This is a genomic window from Nocardioides malaquae, from assembly GCF_015070385.1.
GTDB lineage: Bacteria > Actinomycetota > Actinomycetes > Propionibacteriales > Nocardioidaceae > Nocardioides > Nocardioides malaquae.
In genome coordinates this window covers 55,733-70,856 of the sequence record NZ_JADCSA010000016.1, presented here as the reverse complement: position 1 = coordinate 70,856, position 15,124 = coordinate 55,733, and the positions used below count along the sequence as shown (strand labels likewise).

Sequence of the window (15,124 nt, the reverse complement as noted above, 5' to 3'; positions counted from 1 at the left end):
GCACGGAGGCTACGAGCCAGACACCAGGTGCTCGGGATCCAACCACCGCAACAGCGGCAGCAGAAGCCTCACACTGAGGAGGAGGGTAGCGCCGCAGCCCGCTGTGGCCGCAGTCCGTCGGGACCGTGGTCGAGGATTGAGTTCCCGAACCGTCCAGTCGGTACAGTTATTCGGTGAGTGAGACCTTGGCACGCCCCGCAGGACCCGTCGCGCCTCCCGTGATGACCAGCCCGATCAGCAGCCCGCGCCGTCGCTGGGCCGCCCTCGTGGTGCTGATGCTGCCGGTGCTGCTGGTGTCGGTCGACAACACCGCCCTCTCCTTCGCTGTCCCGTCGCTGGCTCGCGACCTCCAGCCCTCGGCGACCCAGCTGCTGTGGATCGTCGACGCCTACCCGCTCGTGCTGGCCGGCCTCCTGGTCGCGATGGGGTCGGTCGGTGACCGCGTCGGCCGACGTCGCCTGCTGCTCGTCGGCGCCACCGGCTTCGCCGTCGTCTCCGCCGCAGCCGCGTTCGCCCCCACGGCCGCATGGCTCATCGCTGCGCGCGCCGCCCTGGGCTTCTTCGGCGCGATGCTGATGCCCGCCACGCTCTCGCTGCTGCGCAACATCTTCGTCGACGCCCAGGAGCGCCGGAAGGCGATCGCCATCTGGGCCTCCGGCTTCTCCGGCGGAGCCGCGCTCGGACCGATCGTGGGCGGGTGGCTGCTGGAGCACTACGAGTGGGGCTCGATCTTCCTGATGGCGGTGCCCGTGCTGGTGCCGTTGCTGGTGCTCGGGCCGGTGCTGCTGCCGGAGTCGCGCGACCCCGACCCGGGTCCGGTCGACCCCGTCGGCATCGTGCTCGCGGTGCTGGCGCTCGGCGGACTGGTCTTCGCGATCAAGGCCGCGGGTGCCGACGACTCTGCCGTGGTCGTCGTGGGTGCCGCGGTCGTCGGTCTGGCTTCCGGGGTCGCGTTCGTCCGCCGGATGCTGGCGCGGCCCCAGCCGATGCTGGACGTACGCCTCTTCCGCAACCGGGTCTTCTCCGGCGCGCTGGCCACCAACCTGGTGGCGGTCTTCGCCTTCGTCGGCTTCATCTACTTCCTCAGCCAGCACCTGCAGCTCGTCGCCGGCTACTCACCGATGGCGGCCGGCTGGCTGATGGTGCCCGGGCTGGTCGTCACGATCATCTGCGGCCTGCTCGCCGTGCGCCTCGTGCGGCGGTTGACCGCCGCCCAGGTCGTGGTGATCGGCCTGCTGCTCAACACCGCTGGCTATGCGGTGGTCGCCCTGCTCGGCTCGGAGGGCTCCCTGGTGGCGTTGCTGGTCGGCTTCGTGATCCTGTCGGCTGGTGTCGGGCTCGCCGAGACCATCTCCAACGACCTCGCCCTGACGGCCGTGCCGCCCGAGAAGGCCGGGGCCGCCTCGGCGGTCTCCGAGACCGCCTACGAGGTCGGGGCGGTGCTCGGTGTCGCGGTGCTCGGGTCTCTGCTCAACCTCGCCTACCGGACCGGCGTCGAGGTGCCGTCGCAGCTGCCGGCCGACCAGACGGCCCTCGCGGGGGAGACCCTCGCCGGCGCTGTCGAGGTCGCCGAGTCGTGGCCCGGCGCGCTGGGCGAGGCGCTGCTGCAGTCGGCCTCCGGGGCCTTCGACCACGGTGTCGTGCTGACGGCCGGCGTCGGTGTGCTGCTCACGGCGCTGATGGCGGTGGTGGCCGGTCGCGCGCTGCGCCACTGAGCGTCAGGGGTGGGCCACACCTGCGGAAGTTCGGCCTGATTCCGGTCGTAGGGCGACGATTCGCCGCGAACCTCCGCCGTCGTGGCCCCCGCAGGCTCTCGGTGCAGAGGTCACCAGTCGGTGACGTGGCACCGGTGGTCGGCGCTCTCCACCTGCAGGGTGGCGTGCTCGACCTCGAACTGCTCGCGCAGCACCGCCCCGGCGGCGGCGAGCACCTCGTCGGTCCGGCCGGGGTCGGCGACCAGGTGGGCGGTGGCGACGTTCATCCCCGACGTCAGGCACCACACGTGCAGGTCGTGGACCTCGCTGACGCCCGCCACCTCGGCCAGGGCACGCTCGACCTCGGCGGGCACGATGCCGGCCGGGGCGTGCTGGCCGAGGACCGCGACCACCTCGCGGCCCAGCATCACCGCGCGCACGACGACGAAGGCCGCGATCGCCAGCGCCACCCCGGTGTCCCACCAGGCCTGGCCGGTCCAGAGCACCATCGCCCCGGCGACCAGCACGCCCACGGACCCGAGCGTGTCGGCCAGCACCTCCAGGTAGGCACCCTTGACGTTGATCGACTCGCCGGCGCCGCCCCGCAGCAGGGCCAGGGCGACCAGGTTCGCGAGCAGTCCGAGGGCGCCTACGACGAGCATCGGGCCGCCCGCCACCTCGACGTCGGCGCCCACGCGCTGCCACGTCTCGACCAGGATGAAGACGGCGACCCCGAGCATGAGCAGGGCGGTGAAGGCGGCGGCGAAGACCTCGGAGCGGTAGGAGCCGAACGTCCGCAGGCCGCTGCGGTCGGGACGCGCCGCGATCCGGGTGGCGGCGAGGGCCGCGCCCAGGGCGAGCACGTCGGAGGCCATGTGGCCGGCGTCGGAGAGCAGGGCCAGTGACTGGGCGAGCAGGCCGGCGACGAGCTCGACCACGAAGAAGGTCGCGATGACGGCGAGGGCGACCGCCAGGCGCCAGCGGTGCCGGGCGCCGGCGTGCGCGCCGATGCCGTGACCGTGCCCGTGTGCGTCCGTCATGGGGTTCAGGGTAGGTTCATGGTGAATGTGCTCTGGGTCACACCCCGACTCCGAGCCAGGACGACGAAGACGCTGGAGAGCGGTGACCCCGCCTCCACGCCCCGGCGAAGGGAGCCCCATGACCCAGCACACCCCCGAGCGGCCGCGAGCCGCGTTCGAGGACGTCTTCGGACCGCCCCGCGACTCCGAGCCCGAGCTGGTGCAGCTGCTCACGCCGGAGGGGGAGCGGCTGGCCCACCCGGTCTTCGACATCGACTTCGACGCCGACACGGTGCGCGGGTTCTACCGCGACATGGTGCTGGTGCGCCGCATCGACACCGAGGCCACGGCGCTGCAGCGCCACGGCGAGCTCGGCCTCTGGGCGCAGCTGCTCGGCCAGGAGGCCGCCCAGGTCGGCGCCGGTCGCGCGCTGCGCGCCCAGGACCACGTCTTCCCGACCTACCGTGAGCACGGGGTGGCCTACACCCGCGGCATCGACCCCCTCGACCTGCTCGGACTCTTCCGCGGTGTCGACCACGGTGGGTGGGACCCGGAGGAGAAGCACTTCGGGCTCTACACCGTGGTGATCGGGGCGCAGACCCTGCACGCGGTCGGCTACGCGATGGGCATGCAGCGCGACGGCGTCGTCGGCACCGGCGACCCCGAGCGCGACGCGGCAGTGGTGGCCCACTTCGGCGACGGGGCCTCCAGCCAGGGCGACGTCAACGAGGCGTTCATCTTCGCCGCCTCCTACGACGCCCCCGTCGTCTTCTTCTGCCAGAACAACCAGTGGGCGATCTCCGAGCCGATCGAGCGCCAGTCGCGTATCCCGCTCTACCAGCGGGCGCTCGGCTTCGGCTTCCCCGGCGTGCGGGTCGACGGCAACGACGTGCTCGCGACGTACGCCGTCACGAAGGCCGCGCTGCAACGCGCGCGGGAGGGCCAGGGGCCGACGTTCGTGGAGGCGTACACCTATCGGATGGGGGCGCACACCACCACCGACGACCCCACCCGCTACCGGCTCAACGACGACGTGGAGCGCTGGAAGCTGCGCGACCCGATCAAGCGGCTCGAGGTGCACCTGCGCCGCAACGGGCTGGTCGACGACACCTGGCTCGCCGACCTGGCCGCCGAGGCCGACGAGCTGGGCCGCCACCTGCGCGAGGGCTGCAAGGCGATGCCCGACCCGGCGCCGACGGCGATCTTCGAGCACGTCTACGCGGAGCAGACCGAGGAGTTGCGCGCCCAGCGCGAGGGCTTCGAGGCCTACCACGCGTCGTTCGACGGGGGTGCGGCATGACCCAGACCCAGAAGGTCACGCTCGCCAAGGCGCTCAACGCCGGCCTGCGGGCCGCGATGGAGGCCGACGACAAGGTGCTGGTCATGGGGGAGGACGTCGGCAAGCTCGGCGGCGTCTTCCGCGTCACCGACGGCCTGCAGAAGGACTTCGGCGAGGACCGGGTGATCGATTCGCCGCTGGCCGAGTCGGGCATCGTCGGCACCGCCGTGGGCATGGCGCTGCGTGGCTACCGGCCCGTGGTGGAGATCCAGTTCGACGGGTTCGTCTACCCGGCCTACGACCAGATCGTCTGCCAGGTCGCCAAGATGCACTACCGCTCGCAGGGGCGCACGAAGATGCCGATGGTCATCCGGATCCCGTTCGGGGGCGGCATCGGCGCCGTCGAGCACCACTCCGAGTCACCCGAGGCGCAGTTCGCCCACACCCCCGGCCTCAAGGTCGTGGCCTGCTCCAACCCGGTCGACGGCTACTGGATGATCCAGCAGGCCATCGCCTGCGACGACCCGGTGGTCTTCCTGGAGCCGAAGCGGCAGTACCACGCCGACAAGGCCGAGCTCGACGTCGATGCCACGCCCGACCCGCTCTTCGCCAGTCGGGTCGTACGCCGCGGCACCGACGTCACCGTGCTGGCCTACGGTCCGCAGGTGAAGGTGGCACTGGCCGCCGCGGAGGCGGCCGCGTCGGAGGGCCGGTCGCTGGAGGTCATCGACCTGCGCACGCTCTCGCCGCTCGACATGGGTCCGGTGCTCGACTCCGTACGCCGCACCGGGCGCGCCGTCGTCACGCACGAGGCCCACGTCAACCTGGGGATGGGCGCCGAGGTGGCCGCCCGGATCGCCGAGGAGTGCTTCTACGAGCTCGCGGCGCCGGTGCTGCGGGTGGGTGGTTATGACACGCCCTACCCGGCGTCGCGCATCGAGGAGGACTTCCTGCCTGACCTGGACCGGGTGCTCGACGCCGTCGACCGCTCGATGGACTACTGAGAGGGGAGCGAGATGGCTGAGTTCCTGCTGCCCGACGTGGGCGAGGGCCTGACCGAGGCCGAGATCGTGGAGTGGCGCGTCCAGGTGGGTGACGTGGTCGAGGTCAACGACCTGCTGGTCGACATCGAGACCGCGAAGTCGATCGTCGAGTTGCCGTCCCCCTTCGCGGGCACCGTGCTGGCGTTGCTGGTCGAGGTCGGTCAGACCGTGCCGGTCGGGGAGCCGATCATCGCGATCGGCGACCCCGCCGAGCCTGCTGCCGGCACCGCGGCCGACGACGAGGCCCAGAAACAGTCGGGCCAGAAGCAGTCTGCCGAGAAGCAGCCCGCTGACGGCGGTGCCTCCGATGCGGAGCCGATGGAGATCGACCTCTCCAACCCCGCCGCCAGCGGTGGGTCGAGCGGCGAGAGCCTCGTCGGGCGTACGAAGGCGGACCGCGGGCCCGTGCGCCGGCCCCGCACCGGTTCGGCGTCACCGTCGACGCTGGCCGGGGCCGCCACCCAGATGCAGGTGCAGGGGGCGTTCGCGCCCGGCGGAGCGCAGAGCCAGGAGGTGGTGAGCGCCGAGGAACCGGTCGTGCCCGCCCGGCCACTGCCGCCGACCGCTGAGCCGGCGCAGGAGGGGTCGCGTCCGCGGGCCCGGCCCCGCGTACGCGCCATGGCCAAGGAGCTGGGGGTCGACCTGGCCTCGGTGCGCCCTAATGGCGACGACGGTCTCGTCACCGCCGAAGAGGTGCTCGCCGCCGCGGGTCTGACCGCCTCCTCCGGAACCTCCACGGCGTCATACGGAGGGAGCCACCCAGTGCCCCGTCCGTATGACGCGACGGCGGTGCCCCCACCAGCGGCGCCCCCGGCGTCGAGCAGCTCCGATCCGCGGGACCGTCGCGAGCCGGTCAAGGGCGTACGCCGCATGATGGCGCAGGCGATGACCTCCTCGGCCTTCACCGTGCCCCACGTGACGGAGTGGGTCACGCTCGACGTGACCCGCAGCCTGCGCTACCTGGAGCGGTTGCGGCAGCGGCCGGAGTATGCCGACGTCAAGGTCACGCCGATGCTCCTGCTGGCCCGTGCCTGCATGCTGGCGATGAAGCGGACGCCCGAGGTCAACTCCTTCTTCGACGCTGAGGCGGGCGAGTCCGGCGAGGTGGTGTTGAAGGACTACGTCAACCTCGGCGTCGCCGCGGCCACGCCCCGCGGACTGGTGGTGCCGAACGTCAAGGACGCCCACCGGATGCGGATGCTCGAGCTGGCCCGCGCCCTGCAGCAGCTCACCGCGACGGCCAAGGAGGGGCGTACGCAGCCGGCGGAGCAGGCCGGAGGCACCTTCACGATCACCAACATCGGGGTCTTCGGCATCGACGCGGGCACGCCGATCATCAACCCCGGCGAGGCGGCGATCCTGGCTTTCGGGGCGATCACGAAGCGGCCGTGGGTCGACGAGGAGTCCGGCGAGGTGGTGGCGCGTGACGTCACCACCCTGGCCCTCTCCTTCGACCACCGCCACGTCGACGGTGCCGCGGGCTCGCGGTTCCTGGCCGACGTCGCGGCGATCATGCGCGACCCGGCCAACGCCCTGCAGTTCTAGGTCGCAGCTCCAGGCCGAGCTGTGGTGGATCCGAGCCACCCGGTGACTCGGATCCACCGCAACCACCGGGCCTGGTGAGAGTCTGGGTCCGTGACCGAACGAGAGATCACCGAGCCCGTCGACCTCTGCCTGCCCGACGGCCGCCTCAACCCGGCAGCCGTCGGCTGGACGCGTACGCCCCTGCACCGCGCCAACCTGAAGGGGTGGGGGCGGGCGAAGCGCTGGGAGTACTGGGGGATCGTCACGCCGACCCACGTGGTGGGGGTGGTGCTCTCGAGCCTCGACTACGCGGGTGTGCCGAGCCTGTACGTCCTCGAGCGCGCCACCGGGCGCGAGTGGGCGGAGGACGGTCTGGTCCCGCTGGGCCGCGGCGTCGTGCTGCCCGAGGTGAGCGGGCGCGGCCTGGCGCGGACCTCGGGCGGGGGCGTACGCATCACGCTGGACCAGCGGCCCGACAGCACGTCGATCGCGGCGCAGGCCGGGGCGGTCGAGATCCATCTCGACGTGCCGCTGCCGCCGGGTCACGAGTCGCTCGGCGTGGTGGTGCCGTGGAGCGAGACCCGCTTCCAGTACACCGTGAAGGACGTGGCGCGACCGGTCAGCGGCACCCTGACGATCGAGGGGGTCACCCACGAGGTCGGCGAGGGCAGCTTCGCGGTGCTGGACCACGGCCGTGGCAAGTGGCCCTACTCGATGACCTGGAACTGGGGCGCCGGCTACGACCCCGCTCGCCGGGTGGGGCTTCAGGTCGGCGGCCAGTGGACCGACGGCACCGGGTCGACCGAGAACGCCCTCTTCGTCGACGGCCGGTTGCACAAGATCAGCGACGTGCTCGAGTGGAGCTACGACCGCGCCGACTGGCTCAAGCCCTGGCACGTCGGTGGCCCCCGGGTCGACGCGACCTTCACGCCCTTCCACGAGCGGGTCGCGACGACCAACCTGGTCGTGCTCGCGGGGGAGACTCACCAGTGCTTCGGGCACTTCTCCGGCTGGGCCACGACCGACGACGGGGAGCGGGTCTCCCTCGACGGTCTCGTCGGTTGGGTCGAGGAGGCCCGGAACCGCTGGTGACGCGTGCTACGACTCGCGCGCCCACGCTCCAGGGGTGACTCCGTACTCCTTGCGGAAGGCCTGCACGTAGGCCGACGGGCTCGCCCAGCCGACGCGGTGGGCCACGTCGGTGACGCTGTGGCGACCGAGGAGCGCGGTCGAGGCCTGCAGACGCATCCGGACCCGCCAGTGGGTCCACGACATGGCGTACTCCCGCACGAAGTCGCGCTGCAGCGTCTTGAGGGAGATGTGCAGCCGTCGCGCCCACTCGGTGAGCTCGGTGGGGTCTGCCGGGTCGCTCAGCATGGCCGCCGCCACCTGCTTCGCCGGACCGGTGCCCCGTCCGACGGACTCGAGTCGGGTGGGCCCGGTCACCCCCCTCAGGAGCACGCTCTTGAGGTCCATCGCGTGGTCATCGGGCAGGCCGGGGCGGCACAGCCCGGTCAGCGCTGCCCGGGCGCTGTCGGAGAGCTCGACCGTGGCGGCGCCCACTCCGACGAGCTGTGGTGGCATCTCGCGGACGCAGGCCACCACCACCGGCTGCGCACCCCAGGTGGTCACCTCGAGGGTCGTCCCGCGGGCTGCCCAGAATGCCTGGTCGGGCCCCAGGTGCGTGGTGGCGCCACCGCGGCGCACGGCCAGCACGCCGTCCGGTGACCAGAACAGCTGGTGGCGGTGGTCGTCACGGGCCTCGGGGAAGTGGGTCGCGCGCTCGGCGCTCGGGTAGCGCAGCACGAGGATTCCGGTGGGCGGGCCCACGCGGTAGGCGTACTCCTCGACGAGCACGTCGCCGTGCAGGAGGCGGTGGGGGAAGTGTCCTGTGAGGGACATGAGGTGTCCTCTGAGCGTTACGTGCGGGCAAAAGGTAAGGCTTACCTTACTCACATGCGTACGCCCCTGCCCGCACGGTCCAGCCGTGCTCACCGCTCCCTCACCGTCGTTGCCGTGACCGCTCTGGTCAGCCTCGGACTCGCTGCCTGCGGTTCCTCTGAGGACGACGGTGGCGAGGGGGCGGAGACGTCGCAGACCCGGGTGTTCGCCGCCGACAACGGTGAGATCACCATCCCGGCCGACCCGCAGCGCGTCGTGGCGACCGGTTATGCCGTGCCGGTGCTGATCGAGGCCGACGCCGAGCTGGTCGGCATCTCCGAGTGGTCGCGCGGCCTGCCGCTGATGAGCGACGAGCACGCCGCGACCTACGAGGAGCTGCCGAAGGTGGCCGGCGAGACCGCCGCCGCCACCAGCTACGAGGCCGTGGCCGAGGCAGACCCCGACCTCATCGTGATCGGCGTGCCGCAGCCCGCGCTGGTCGACCTCGACATGGAGAAGCTCGAGAGCATCGCGCCGGTCGTCGTGATCGGACCGACAGTGCCCGACGCGTGGAAGACCGACTCCGAGAAGCAGGCCGACGCCGCCGGAGCCCTCGAGGGGTTCGAGGAGGCCCGTGACGCCTACACCGAGCGTGTCGAGGAGCTGAAGGCCGAGCACGCCGACACCCTCGATGGTCTGGCCTTCGGTCACGTCGGTGCCTACGGCGACATCTCCGCCGGAAGCTTCCACCGTGAGTTCGCCGGCAGCTGGGGCACCAACATCGCCACCGACGTCGGCGTCACCTACACCGGTGAGGTGAAGAAGAAGGGCGGTGGCTCCGCCGACGTCTCGGAGTACCCCTCCATCGAGGAGCTGCCCGAGGCCTTCGCCGACGTGGACGTCATCACCTACACCGTGGGCCCTGACGGCAAGCCGTCCGAGGAGGTCCAGTACGTCCTGGACTCCCAGCTGTGGAAGAACCTGCCGGCGGTCGAGGCGGGACGCACCCTCGGGCTGCGCTTCACGGAGGCTGTCACCTACACCTCCGCGCTCAAGACGCTCGATGCCCTCGACGCGGCCCTCGACGAGCTGAGGTGAGCGGTTCCGCGCACGACGACTACAGCCGCGTCGACCCCGGGGCCAAGGTCGAGGCTTTCCGAGCCACGGGGCGTGGCACGGCCCGGATCGGCTACCCGATCCGCTTGACCCGCACCGTGCTGGCGACGCGCGAGCTGGTGACGCCCTCGATGCTCCGGCTCACCCTGCGCGGCCCCGAGCTCGCCCATTTCGAGACCCACGCGGCCGACGACCACGTCAAGGTGGTCTTCGCCCAGCCGGACGGCACCCGCACCGACCCGGTGCCCGACGCCAGCGGAGCGTTGACGTGGCCGCGCCCCCTGCCGCCGAGCCGCAAGTACACCGTGCGCCGGTTCGACGCTGCAGCGGGCGAGCTCGACCTGGACGTGGTGCTCCACCCCGGCGGCCTCGCCTCCGAGTGGGCCGTCCGCGCCGAGGTGGGCGAGGAGGTCGTGGTCGCGGGCCCGCCCGGCGCGAAGGTCTTCGCCCACACCTACGGCCACTACGTCCTGGTCGCCGATCCCACCGGACTGCCCGCCGTCGCCCGCTGGCTCGAGGAGTCTCCTGCCGACGTCTCGGCCGACGTGGTCCTCGACGTCGACCACGAGCACGAGCGCGGCTACCCGCTCGCGGCGCGCGCGGGCGTACGCGTGCAGTGGTTCGACCGTGCCGACGGATCCCGGGCCGCTGACGTCGTCGCCGGGCTCGAGCTGCCCGCCGACACGTTCCTCTTCGCCGCCGGCGAGGCGGGCGACGTCCGGCCGCTGCGCCGTTGGGCGCGCGAGCGTGGCATCGACGCCCTGGTCACCGGCTACTGGAAGCGTGGCGTGGTCGAGTTCGATGAATGAGGGATCGGCCAGGCGCCTGCTCGGCCTGGTGGGGGTGGTGGTGGCGCTGGTCGCCGTCGCCGCCCTCAGCCTCTGCGTGGGGTCCCGCGCCGTCCCGCTGACGGAGGTGGCGAACGCCTTCACCGCGTACGCCGGCACGGACGACCACGTCGTCGTGCGGGAGCTGCGCCTGCCGCGACTCTGGCTGGCGTGCGCCGTGGGTGCGGCTCTGGCCGTCGCCGGGGCCCTGGTGCAGACGATGACCCGCAACCCGCTCGCCGAGCCGGGCATCCTCGGCGTGACGGCAGGCGCCTCCTTCGCCATCGTCGTGGCCACCGCGCTGTGGGGCCTCGACGGCCAGGGCGCCACCCTCGCTGCCGCCGCGGTCGGCGCCGTCGTGGCGACCGCCGCCGTCTACGCGGTCGGGCGGGAGTCGCCCCTGCGCCTGCTGCTCGCCGGCGTCGCCCTCAGCGCCGTGCTCGCCGGTCTCGGCCTGGGCATCCGCCTCACCCGGCCGGAGGTCTTCGACAGCTATCGCTACTGGTCCGTGGGGTCGCTGGCCGGCCGTGAGCAGACGGCGCTGGAGTTGCCGCTGGCGGTCATCGCCGTCGCGCTCGTGGCGGCGGTGCTGCTGGTGCCGTCGCTCAGCGCCGTGGCGCTCGGTGAGGCCGTCGCCACCACCCTCGGCACGCGGGTGCGCACCACCCGGGTGCTCACCCTGCTCGTGGTCACCGCGCTCGCTGCCGCGGCCACAGCCGTCGCCGGGCCGATCGCCTTCGTCGGGCTGATCGTGCCGCACGTGGTGCGTCGGGCCGCCGCGGGCTCGATCGGCTGGCTGGTGACCCTGTGCCTGCTCGGCGGACCGGTCCTCGTGCTCGCCGCCGACGTGCTGGCCCGCGTGCTGCTGACCACCGGGGAGGTGCCGGTCGCCACCGTCACCGCGTTCCTCGGCGGGCCTGTGCTGGTCTGGGTCGTCCGGCGCTACGGGACGGTCGCCCTGTGAGCACCCCGGCCGCCGAGCTCCGCCGCTACCTGGCCGCCTGCGGGGTGATCCTCGTGACCGCCCTGGCGGTCGGGTTCGTCGCGCTCGCCCACGGGCCCACGTGGAGCCCTCCCGGCGAGGTCCTCTCCGCCCTGGTCGGGCGGGGCGACAAGGTGCTCGTGATCACCCAGTGGCGCCTGCCGCAGGTGGTGGCCGCGCTGGTCCTCGGCGCCGCGCTGGGGCTCGCCGGGGCCGTCTTCCAGAACCTCACCCGCAACCCCTTGGGCAGCCCCGACATCATCGGCCTCGACGCCGGGGCCTGGACCGGGGCGCTGCTGGTGCTGACCCTCGGCGTCGGCATCGGCGCGACCGGACAGGTCTCCTCGGCGGCGGTCGCGGTCGGTGCCGTCGCGGCCGGGGTGGCCACCGCCCTGACGGTCTACCTGCTCTCCCGGCGCCAGGGCTTCAGCGGGTTGCGCCTCGTCGTCATCGGGATCGCGGTCAACGCCATGCTGACCGCGTTCAACCAGTGGGTGGTGATGCGCGCCGAGCTCGACGTCGCCATCGCCGCGACCGCCTGGAGCGCGGGCTCGCTCAACGGCTTCGGCTGGGACGACGTCGTCATGCCCTGCGCGGTCGTCGGGCTGCTGGCCCTCGGGCTGGGGCTCGCCTCGCGCACCATGCACCAGGCGGCGCTGGGCGACGAGGTGGCGGTGACCACGGGCGTACGCCTCGGGGCGCACCGCCTGGTCCTCGTGCTGCTCGGCGTCGGGTGCACGGCGACCGTGACCGCGGTCGCGGGGCCGATCGTCTTCGTGGCGCTGGCCGCGCCGCAGATCGGCCGTCGACTCACCCGCAGCGCCGGGGTGCCGCTGCTCGCGGCCGGCGTGACGGGGGCGTTGGTGCTCGTCGCCTCCGACCTGCTCGCCCAGACCCTGACCCGTCCCGTCCCCCTGCCGGTCGGCGTGGTGACCACCGCGGTCGGCGGCCTCTACCTCACCTGGCTGCTCGTGAAGGAAGTGAAGCGATGACCCTGCTCGACGGGAGCAACGTGCACGGTCGGCTGCGGGCCGAGGGCCTGACCCTGGCCTACGGCGAGCGGGTGATCTCCACCGGCCTCGACGTCGTGGTGCCCGACGGCGCCTTCACGGCGGTCGTCGGCGCCAACGCCTGCGGCAAGTCGACGATGCTGCGGGCAATGGTGCGGCTCCTCGAACCCCGAGAGGGTGCGGTGACCCTCGACGGCGAGGACGTACGTCGCCTGCGCCCGCGCGACGTCGCCCGCCAGGTGGGTTTCCTGCCGCAGCGGCTCAGCCCGCCGGAGGGCATCTCCGTCGAGGGCCTGGTGCGGCGCGGCCGCCATCCGCACCGCGGGATGCTCTCCGGCTGGACGACCGTCGACCAGGCGGCCGTGGAGCAGGCCATGGCGGCGGCCGGCGTCGTCGAGCTGGCCGAGCGCCGGGTGGAGGAGCTCTCCGGTGGCCAGGCGCAACGCGCCTGGATCGCGATGGTGCTGGCTCAGGAGACGCCGTGGCTGCTGCTCGACGAGCCCACCACCTTCCTCGACATCGCCCATCAGTACGAGCTGCTCCGGCTGCTGGCTCGGCTGCGCGACGAGGGTCGTACGGTCGTCGCGGTGCTGCACGACGTCAACCAGGCGTGCCGTTTTGCCGACCACGTGGTGGCGATGCGATCAGGCGCCGTGGTGGCGGCCGGTCCGCCGGGCGAGGTGATGACCCCCGAGCTGGTGCGCACGGTCTTCGGCATGGAGTGCGAGGTCGTGCCCGACCCTGTCGCGGGCACTCCCATGGTCGTGCCGCACTGAAACGTGGGCGAGACCTGCCACACTTCCCCCATGTCTGCTCCCACGCCTGACCCGAAGCACGAGTCGCTGCGCGACCCCGCTCCGCGTCCCGACGAGTCCGCTGCCCCCGGCACGCGCGACGCCGAGCTGGCCGCCGCCGACGCGGTGAGCCAGCTGCCCTCCGGTCCGCGCAAGGAGGAGGTCATCGGCCGCGGCATCGCCTGGGCGGCGACGTGGAGCGCGCGGTGGATCCTGATCGCGATCGCCCTGGTCATCGTCGGTGAAGTCATCGGCAAGACGTGGGGCATTCTCATGCCGGTCGCCCTTGCGCTGCTCGTGACCGCGGTGCTCGCCCCGTTCGCGGAGGTCTTCGAGCGCCGTCTCCGGTTCCCGGCGGCGCTGGCCGCGGCGGCGACGCTGCTGGGCGGTGTGGCGCTGGTGACCGGGGCCGTCTACCTGATGGCGCCGTCGGTGGCCGACCAGAGCACCGAGATCGCCGACGACGCCGTCAAGGGCATCGAGGAGCTGCAGACCTGGGTCCAGGACTCCAACCTCTTCAACAAGGAACAGATCGACGAGTTCCTGGCCGCTGCCCAGGCGCGGCTGACCGACTCCGCCGACGTGATCGCCAGTGGCGTGATCACCGGGGTCAGTGCGTTGACCACGGTGCTGATCAACCTGGTGGTCATCGCCTTCCTGACCTTCTTCTTCCTCAAGGACGGGCGGAAGTTCCAGCCGTGGCTGCGTGACGTCACCGGTCCGGGAGTCGGTTCCCACCTCGTCGAGGTCTCCACGCGGATCTGGCAGACCCTGGGCGGCTTCATCCGCACCCAGGCGCTGGTCAGCGGCATCGACGCGATCCTGATCGGCATCGGACTCCTCGTCATCGGGGTGCCCCTGGCCGTGCCGCTGGCGGTGCTGACCTTCTTCGGCGGCTTCATCCCGATCGTGGGTGCGATCGCTGCCGGTGCCATCGCGGTGCTGGTGGCGCTGGTCTCCAACGGCATCACCGGCGCCCTGTGGGTGCTGCTGCTCATCGTGGTGGTGCAGCAGGTCGAGGGCAACCTGCTCTCCCCGATCCTGCAGTCGAAGTCGATGAACCTGCACCCGGCGATCGTGCTGCTCTCGGTCACGCTCGGCGGTGGGCTCTTCGGCATCGCCGGCGCCTTCCTCGCCGTGCCGGTCGCCGCCGTGGGTGCGGTGATCTTCCGCTACCTGTCCGAGCAGTCCGACCGGGCCGTGCTGGCCGGCGGCGACCCACCACTGCCTCGACCCGACGAGGAGGACGAGGCCGACCCGCCCTACAACCCGCTCGCCGGTGTCGGCGAGAAGGTCGGCACGGTCATCACCAAGGTGAAGGCACGTCGCGCCAGGCGCTCCGCGACTCGCGGTTCCTGAGGCGTCCCGGTCAGGGAACGACGACCTCGCCGGGCTGCGGCTCCGGCAACTGCGGCTCGCCGGACTCCATGCGTACGTTGGCCGAGACGCCGGAGAGCGCCCCGACCAGCAGCCCCAGCACGATGACGTGGGCGATGGGTGCGCTCCGGGCGAGCAGCGGCTTCTCCCGGTTCCACAGGTACCACGCGCTGCGCTGGTAGAGGGCCAGGGCGCCGGCGGAGACGAGGGTGGCGGGCAGCACCACCAGGGCGACCACCACGTCGAGCGCGTCCTCGGTCTCCCAGAACTCCATGATCGCGCCGGTCACGGCCACGGCCATGAAGACCCAGGCCAGCACCATCCGGCCCCGGCGGGCACGGAGGACCCCGGTGCACGCCCAGGTCATGAATCCCATGCTGAGGAGCACCCCGAAGAGGAGCGTGCCCGTGGGCACGTCGTCGATGCCGGTCTGCGCCAGCCACAGGAGGTGGATGCCCACCCACGTCCAGGCCACCACCCAGATGGCGGCGGGCGGCCGGGGGGCAGGTGCGAGGAGTTCGTCGATCTCGTGCTGCGGCTGGGGACCGGTGAGGTTCACCCCCCGATGGTCACAGGAC

At 72.3% G+C, this 15,124-nt stretch carries 14 protein-coding genes; 11 read left to right on the top strand and 3 right to left on the bottom strand.

What is annotated here, in order from left to right; genetic code table 11:
• Nucleotides 1-173 precede the first annotated feature (173 nt).
• Nucleotides 174-1,715 (top strand): MFS transporter, encoded by a 1,542-nt coding sequence (locus IEQ44_RS14360; protein ID WP_319804690.1) that lies wholly within the window; start codon nucleotides 174-176, stop codon nucleotides 1,713-1,715.
• Nucleotides 1,716-1,825: 110 nt separating this feature from the next.
• On the opposite strand, the gene IEQ44_RS14355 is transcribed toward IEQ44_RS14360, so the two are convergent.
• Nucleotides 1,826-2,734 (bottom strand): cation diffusion facilitator family transporter, encoded by a 909-nt coding sequence (locus IEQ44_RS14355; protein WP_193639156.1) that lies wholly within the window; start codon nucleotides 2,732-2,734, stop codon nucleotides 1,826-1,828.
• Nucleotides 2,735-2,852: 118 nt separating this feature from the next.
• On the opposite strand from IEQ44_RS14355, the gene pdhA reads away from it, so the two are divergent.
• The 4 genes from pdhA (at nucleotide 2,853) to IEQ44_RS14335 (ending at nucleotide 7,651) form a co-directional block, all read left to right on the top strand.
• Nucleotides 2,853-4,013, top strand: a complete 1,161-nt coding sequence (gene pdhA / locus IEQ44_RS14350) for a pyruvate dehydrogenase (acetyl-transferring) E1 component subunit alpha (RefSeq protein WP_193639155.1) — start codon at nucleotides 2,853-2,855, stop codon at nucleotides 4,011-4,013.
• A complete protein-coding gene (locus tag IEQ44_RS14345; protein ID WP_193639154.1) occupies nucleotides 4,010-4,996 on the top strand; it encodes an alpha-ketoacid dehydrogenase subunit beta in 987 nt (328 codons plus the stop codon). The genes pdhA and IEQ44_RS14345 overlap by 4 nt, the downstream gene beginning before the upstream one ends.
• A 12-nt stretch (nucleotides 4,997-5,008) precedes the next feature.
• Nucleotides 5,009-6,580: a dihydrolipoamide acetyltransferase family protein gene (locus IEQ44_RS14340; protein ID WP_193639153.1), complete on the top strand. Its 1,572-nt coding sequence runs from the start codon at nucleotides 5,009-5,011 to the stop codon at nucleotides 6,578-6,580.
• A gap of 90 nt (nucleotides 6,581-6,670) precedes the next feature.
• Entirely contained in the window at nucleotides 6,671-7,651 is a 981-nt protein-coding gene (locus tag IEQ44_RS14335; RefSeq protein ID WP_193639152.1) for a DUF2804 domain-containing protein, read from the top strand.
• Nucleotides 7,652-7,657: 6 nt separating this feature from the next.
• Here IEQ44_RS14335 and IEQ44_RS14330 read toward each other — a convergent pair whose 3' ends face one another.
• On the bottom strand, nucleotides 7,658-8,461 hold the full coding sequence (locus tag IEQ44_RS14330; RefSeq protein WP_193639151.1) for a helix-turn-helix domain-containing protein: 804 nt from the start codon (nucleotides 8,459-8,461) through the stop codon (nucleotides 7,658-7,660).
• Between the two features lie 54 nt (nucleotides 8,462-8,515).
• Here IEQ44_RS14330 and IEQ44_RS14325 point away from each other — a divergent pair, with 54 nt between their 5' ends.
• Genes IEQ44_RS14325 through IEQ44_RS14300 form a run of 6 tightly spaced genes read left to right on the top strand, consistent with a single transcriptional unit; the run spans nucleotide 8,516 to nucleotide 14,528 of the window.
• Nucleotides 8,516-9,538 carry an ABC transporter substrate-binding protein gene (locus IEQ44_RS14325; RefSeq protein ID WP_193639150.1) on the top strand — a complete coding sequence of 341 codons (1,023 nt, stop codon included), beginning with the start codon at nucleotides 8,516-8,518 and terminating at the stop codon, nucleotides 9,536-9,538.
• A complete protein-coding gene (locus tag IEQ44_RS14320) occupies nucleotides 9,535-10,365 on the top strand; it encodes a siderophore-interacting protein (protein ID WP_193639149.1) in 831 nt (276 codons plus the stop codon). The genes IEQ44_RS14325 and IEQ44_RS14320 overlap by 4 nt, the downstream gene beginning before the upstream one ends.
• A complete protein-coding gene (locus IEQ44_RS14315; RefSeq protein ID WP_193639148.1) occupies nucleotides 10,358-11,347 on the top strand; it encodes a FecCD family ABC transporter permease in 990 nt (329 codons plus the stop codon). Before IEQ44_RS14320 ends, IEQ44_RS14315 begins: the two co-directional genes overlap by 8 nt.
• On the top strand, nucleotides 11,344-12,357 hold the full coding sequence (locus IEQ44_RS14310) for a FecCD family ABC transporter permease (RefSeq protein WP_193639147.1): 1,014 nt from the start codon (nucleotides 11,344-11,346) through the stop codon (nucleotides 12,355-12,357). The genes IEQ44_RS14315 and IEQ44_RS14310 overlap by 4 nt, the downstream gene beginning before the upstream one ends.
• Nucleotides 12,354-13,151 (top strand): ABC transporter ATP-binding protein, encoded by a 798-nt coding sequence (locus IEQ44_RS14305; protein ID WP_227487518.1) that lies wholly within the window; start codon nucleotides 12,354-12,356, stop codon nucleotides 13,149-13,151. Before IEQ44_RS14310 ends, IEQ44_RS14305 begins: the two co-directional genes overlap by 4 nt.
• A 30-nt stretch (nucleotides 13,152-13,181) precedes the next feature.
• The gene (locus IEQ44_RS14300) at nucleotides 13,182-14,528 is read left to right on the top strand and encodes an AI-2E family transporter (RefSeq protein WP_193639146.1); all 1,347 of its coding nucleotides are present in this window, start codon (nucleotides 13,182-13,184) and stop codon (nucleotides 14,526-14,528) included.
• A 10-nt stretch (nucleotides 14,529-14,538) separates the two neighbouring features.
• Here IEQ44_RS14300 and IEQ44_RS14295 read toward each other — a convergent pair whose 3' ends face one another.
• Nucleotides 14,539-15,105, bottom strand: a complete 567-nt coding sequence (locus tag IEQ44_RS14295) for a hypothetical protein (RefSeq protein WP_193639145.1) — start codon at nucleotides 15,103-15,105, stop codon at nucleotides 14,539-14,541.
• Nucleotides 15,106-15,124: the final 19 nt, after the last annotated feature.

Coding starts and splice junctions, on each gene's coding strand:
- IEQ44_RS14355 (WP_193639156.1), bottom strand. CDS start 2,734: ATGACGGACGCACACGGGCACGGTCACGGCATCGGCGCGCACGCCGGC.
- pdhA (WP_193639155.1), top strand. CDS start 2,853: ATGACCCAGCACACCCCCGAGCGGCCGCGAGCCGCGTTCGAGGACGTC.
- IEQ44_RS14345 (WP_193639154.1), top strand. CDS start 4,010: ATGACCCAGACCCAGAAGGTCACGCTCGCCAAGGCGCTCAACGCCGGC.
- IEQ44_RS14340 (WP_193639153.1), top strand. CDS start 5,009: ATGGCTGAGTTCCTGCTGCCCGACGTGGGCGAGGGCCTGACCGAGGCC.
- IEQ44_RS14330 (WP_193639151.1), bottom strand. CDS start 8,461: ATGTCCCTCACAGGACACTTCCCCCACCGCCTCCTGCACGGCGACGTG.
- IEQ44_RS14325 (WP_193639150.1), top strand. CDS start 8,516: ATGCGTACGCCCCTGCCCGCACGGTCCAGCCGTGCTCACCGCTCCCTC.
- IEQ44_RS14315 (WP_193639148.1), top strand. CDS start 10,358: ATGAATGAGGGATCGGCCAGGCGCCTGCTCGGCCTGGTGGGGGTGGTG.
- IEQ44_RS14305 (WP_227487518.1), top strand. CDS start 12,354: ATGACCCTGCTCGACGGGAGCAACGTGCACGGTCGGCTGCGGGCCGAG.
- IEQ44_RS14300 (WP_193639146.1), top strand. CDS start 13,182: ATGTCTGCTCCCACGCCTGACCCGAAGCACGAGTCGCTGCGCGACCCC.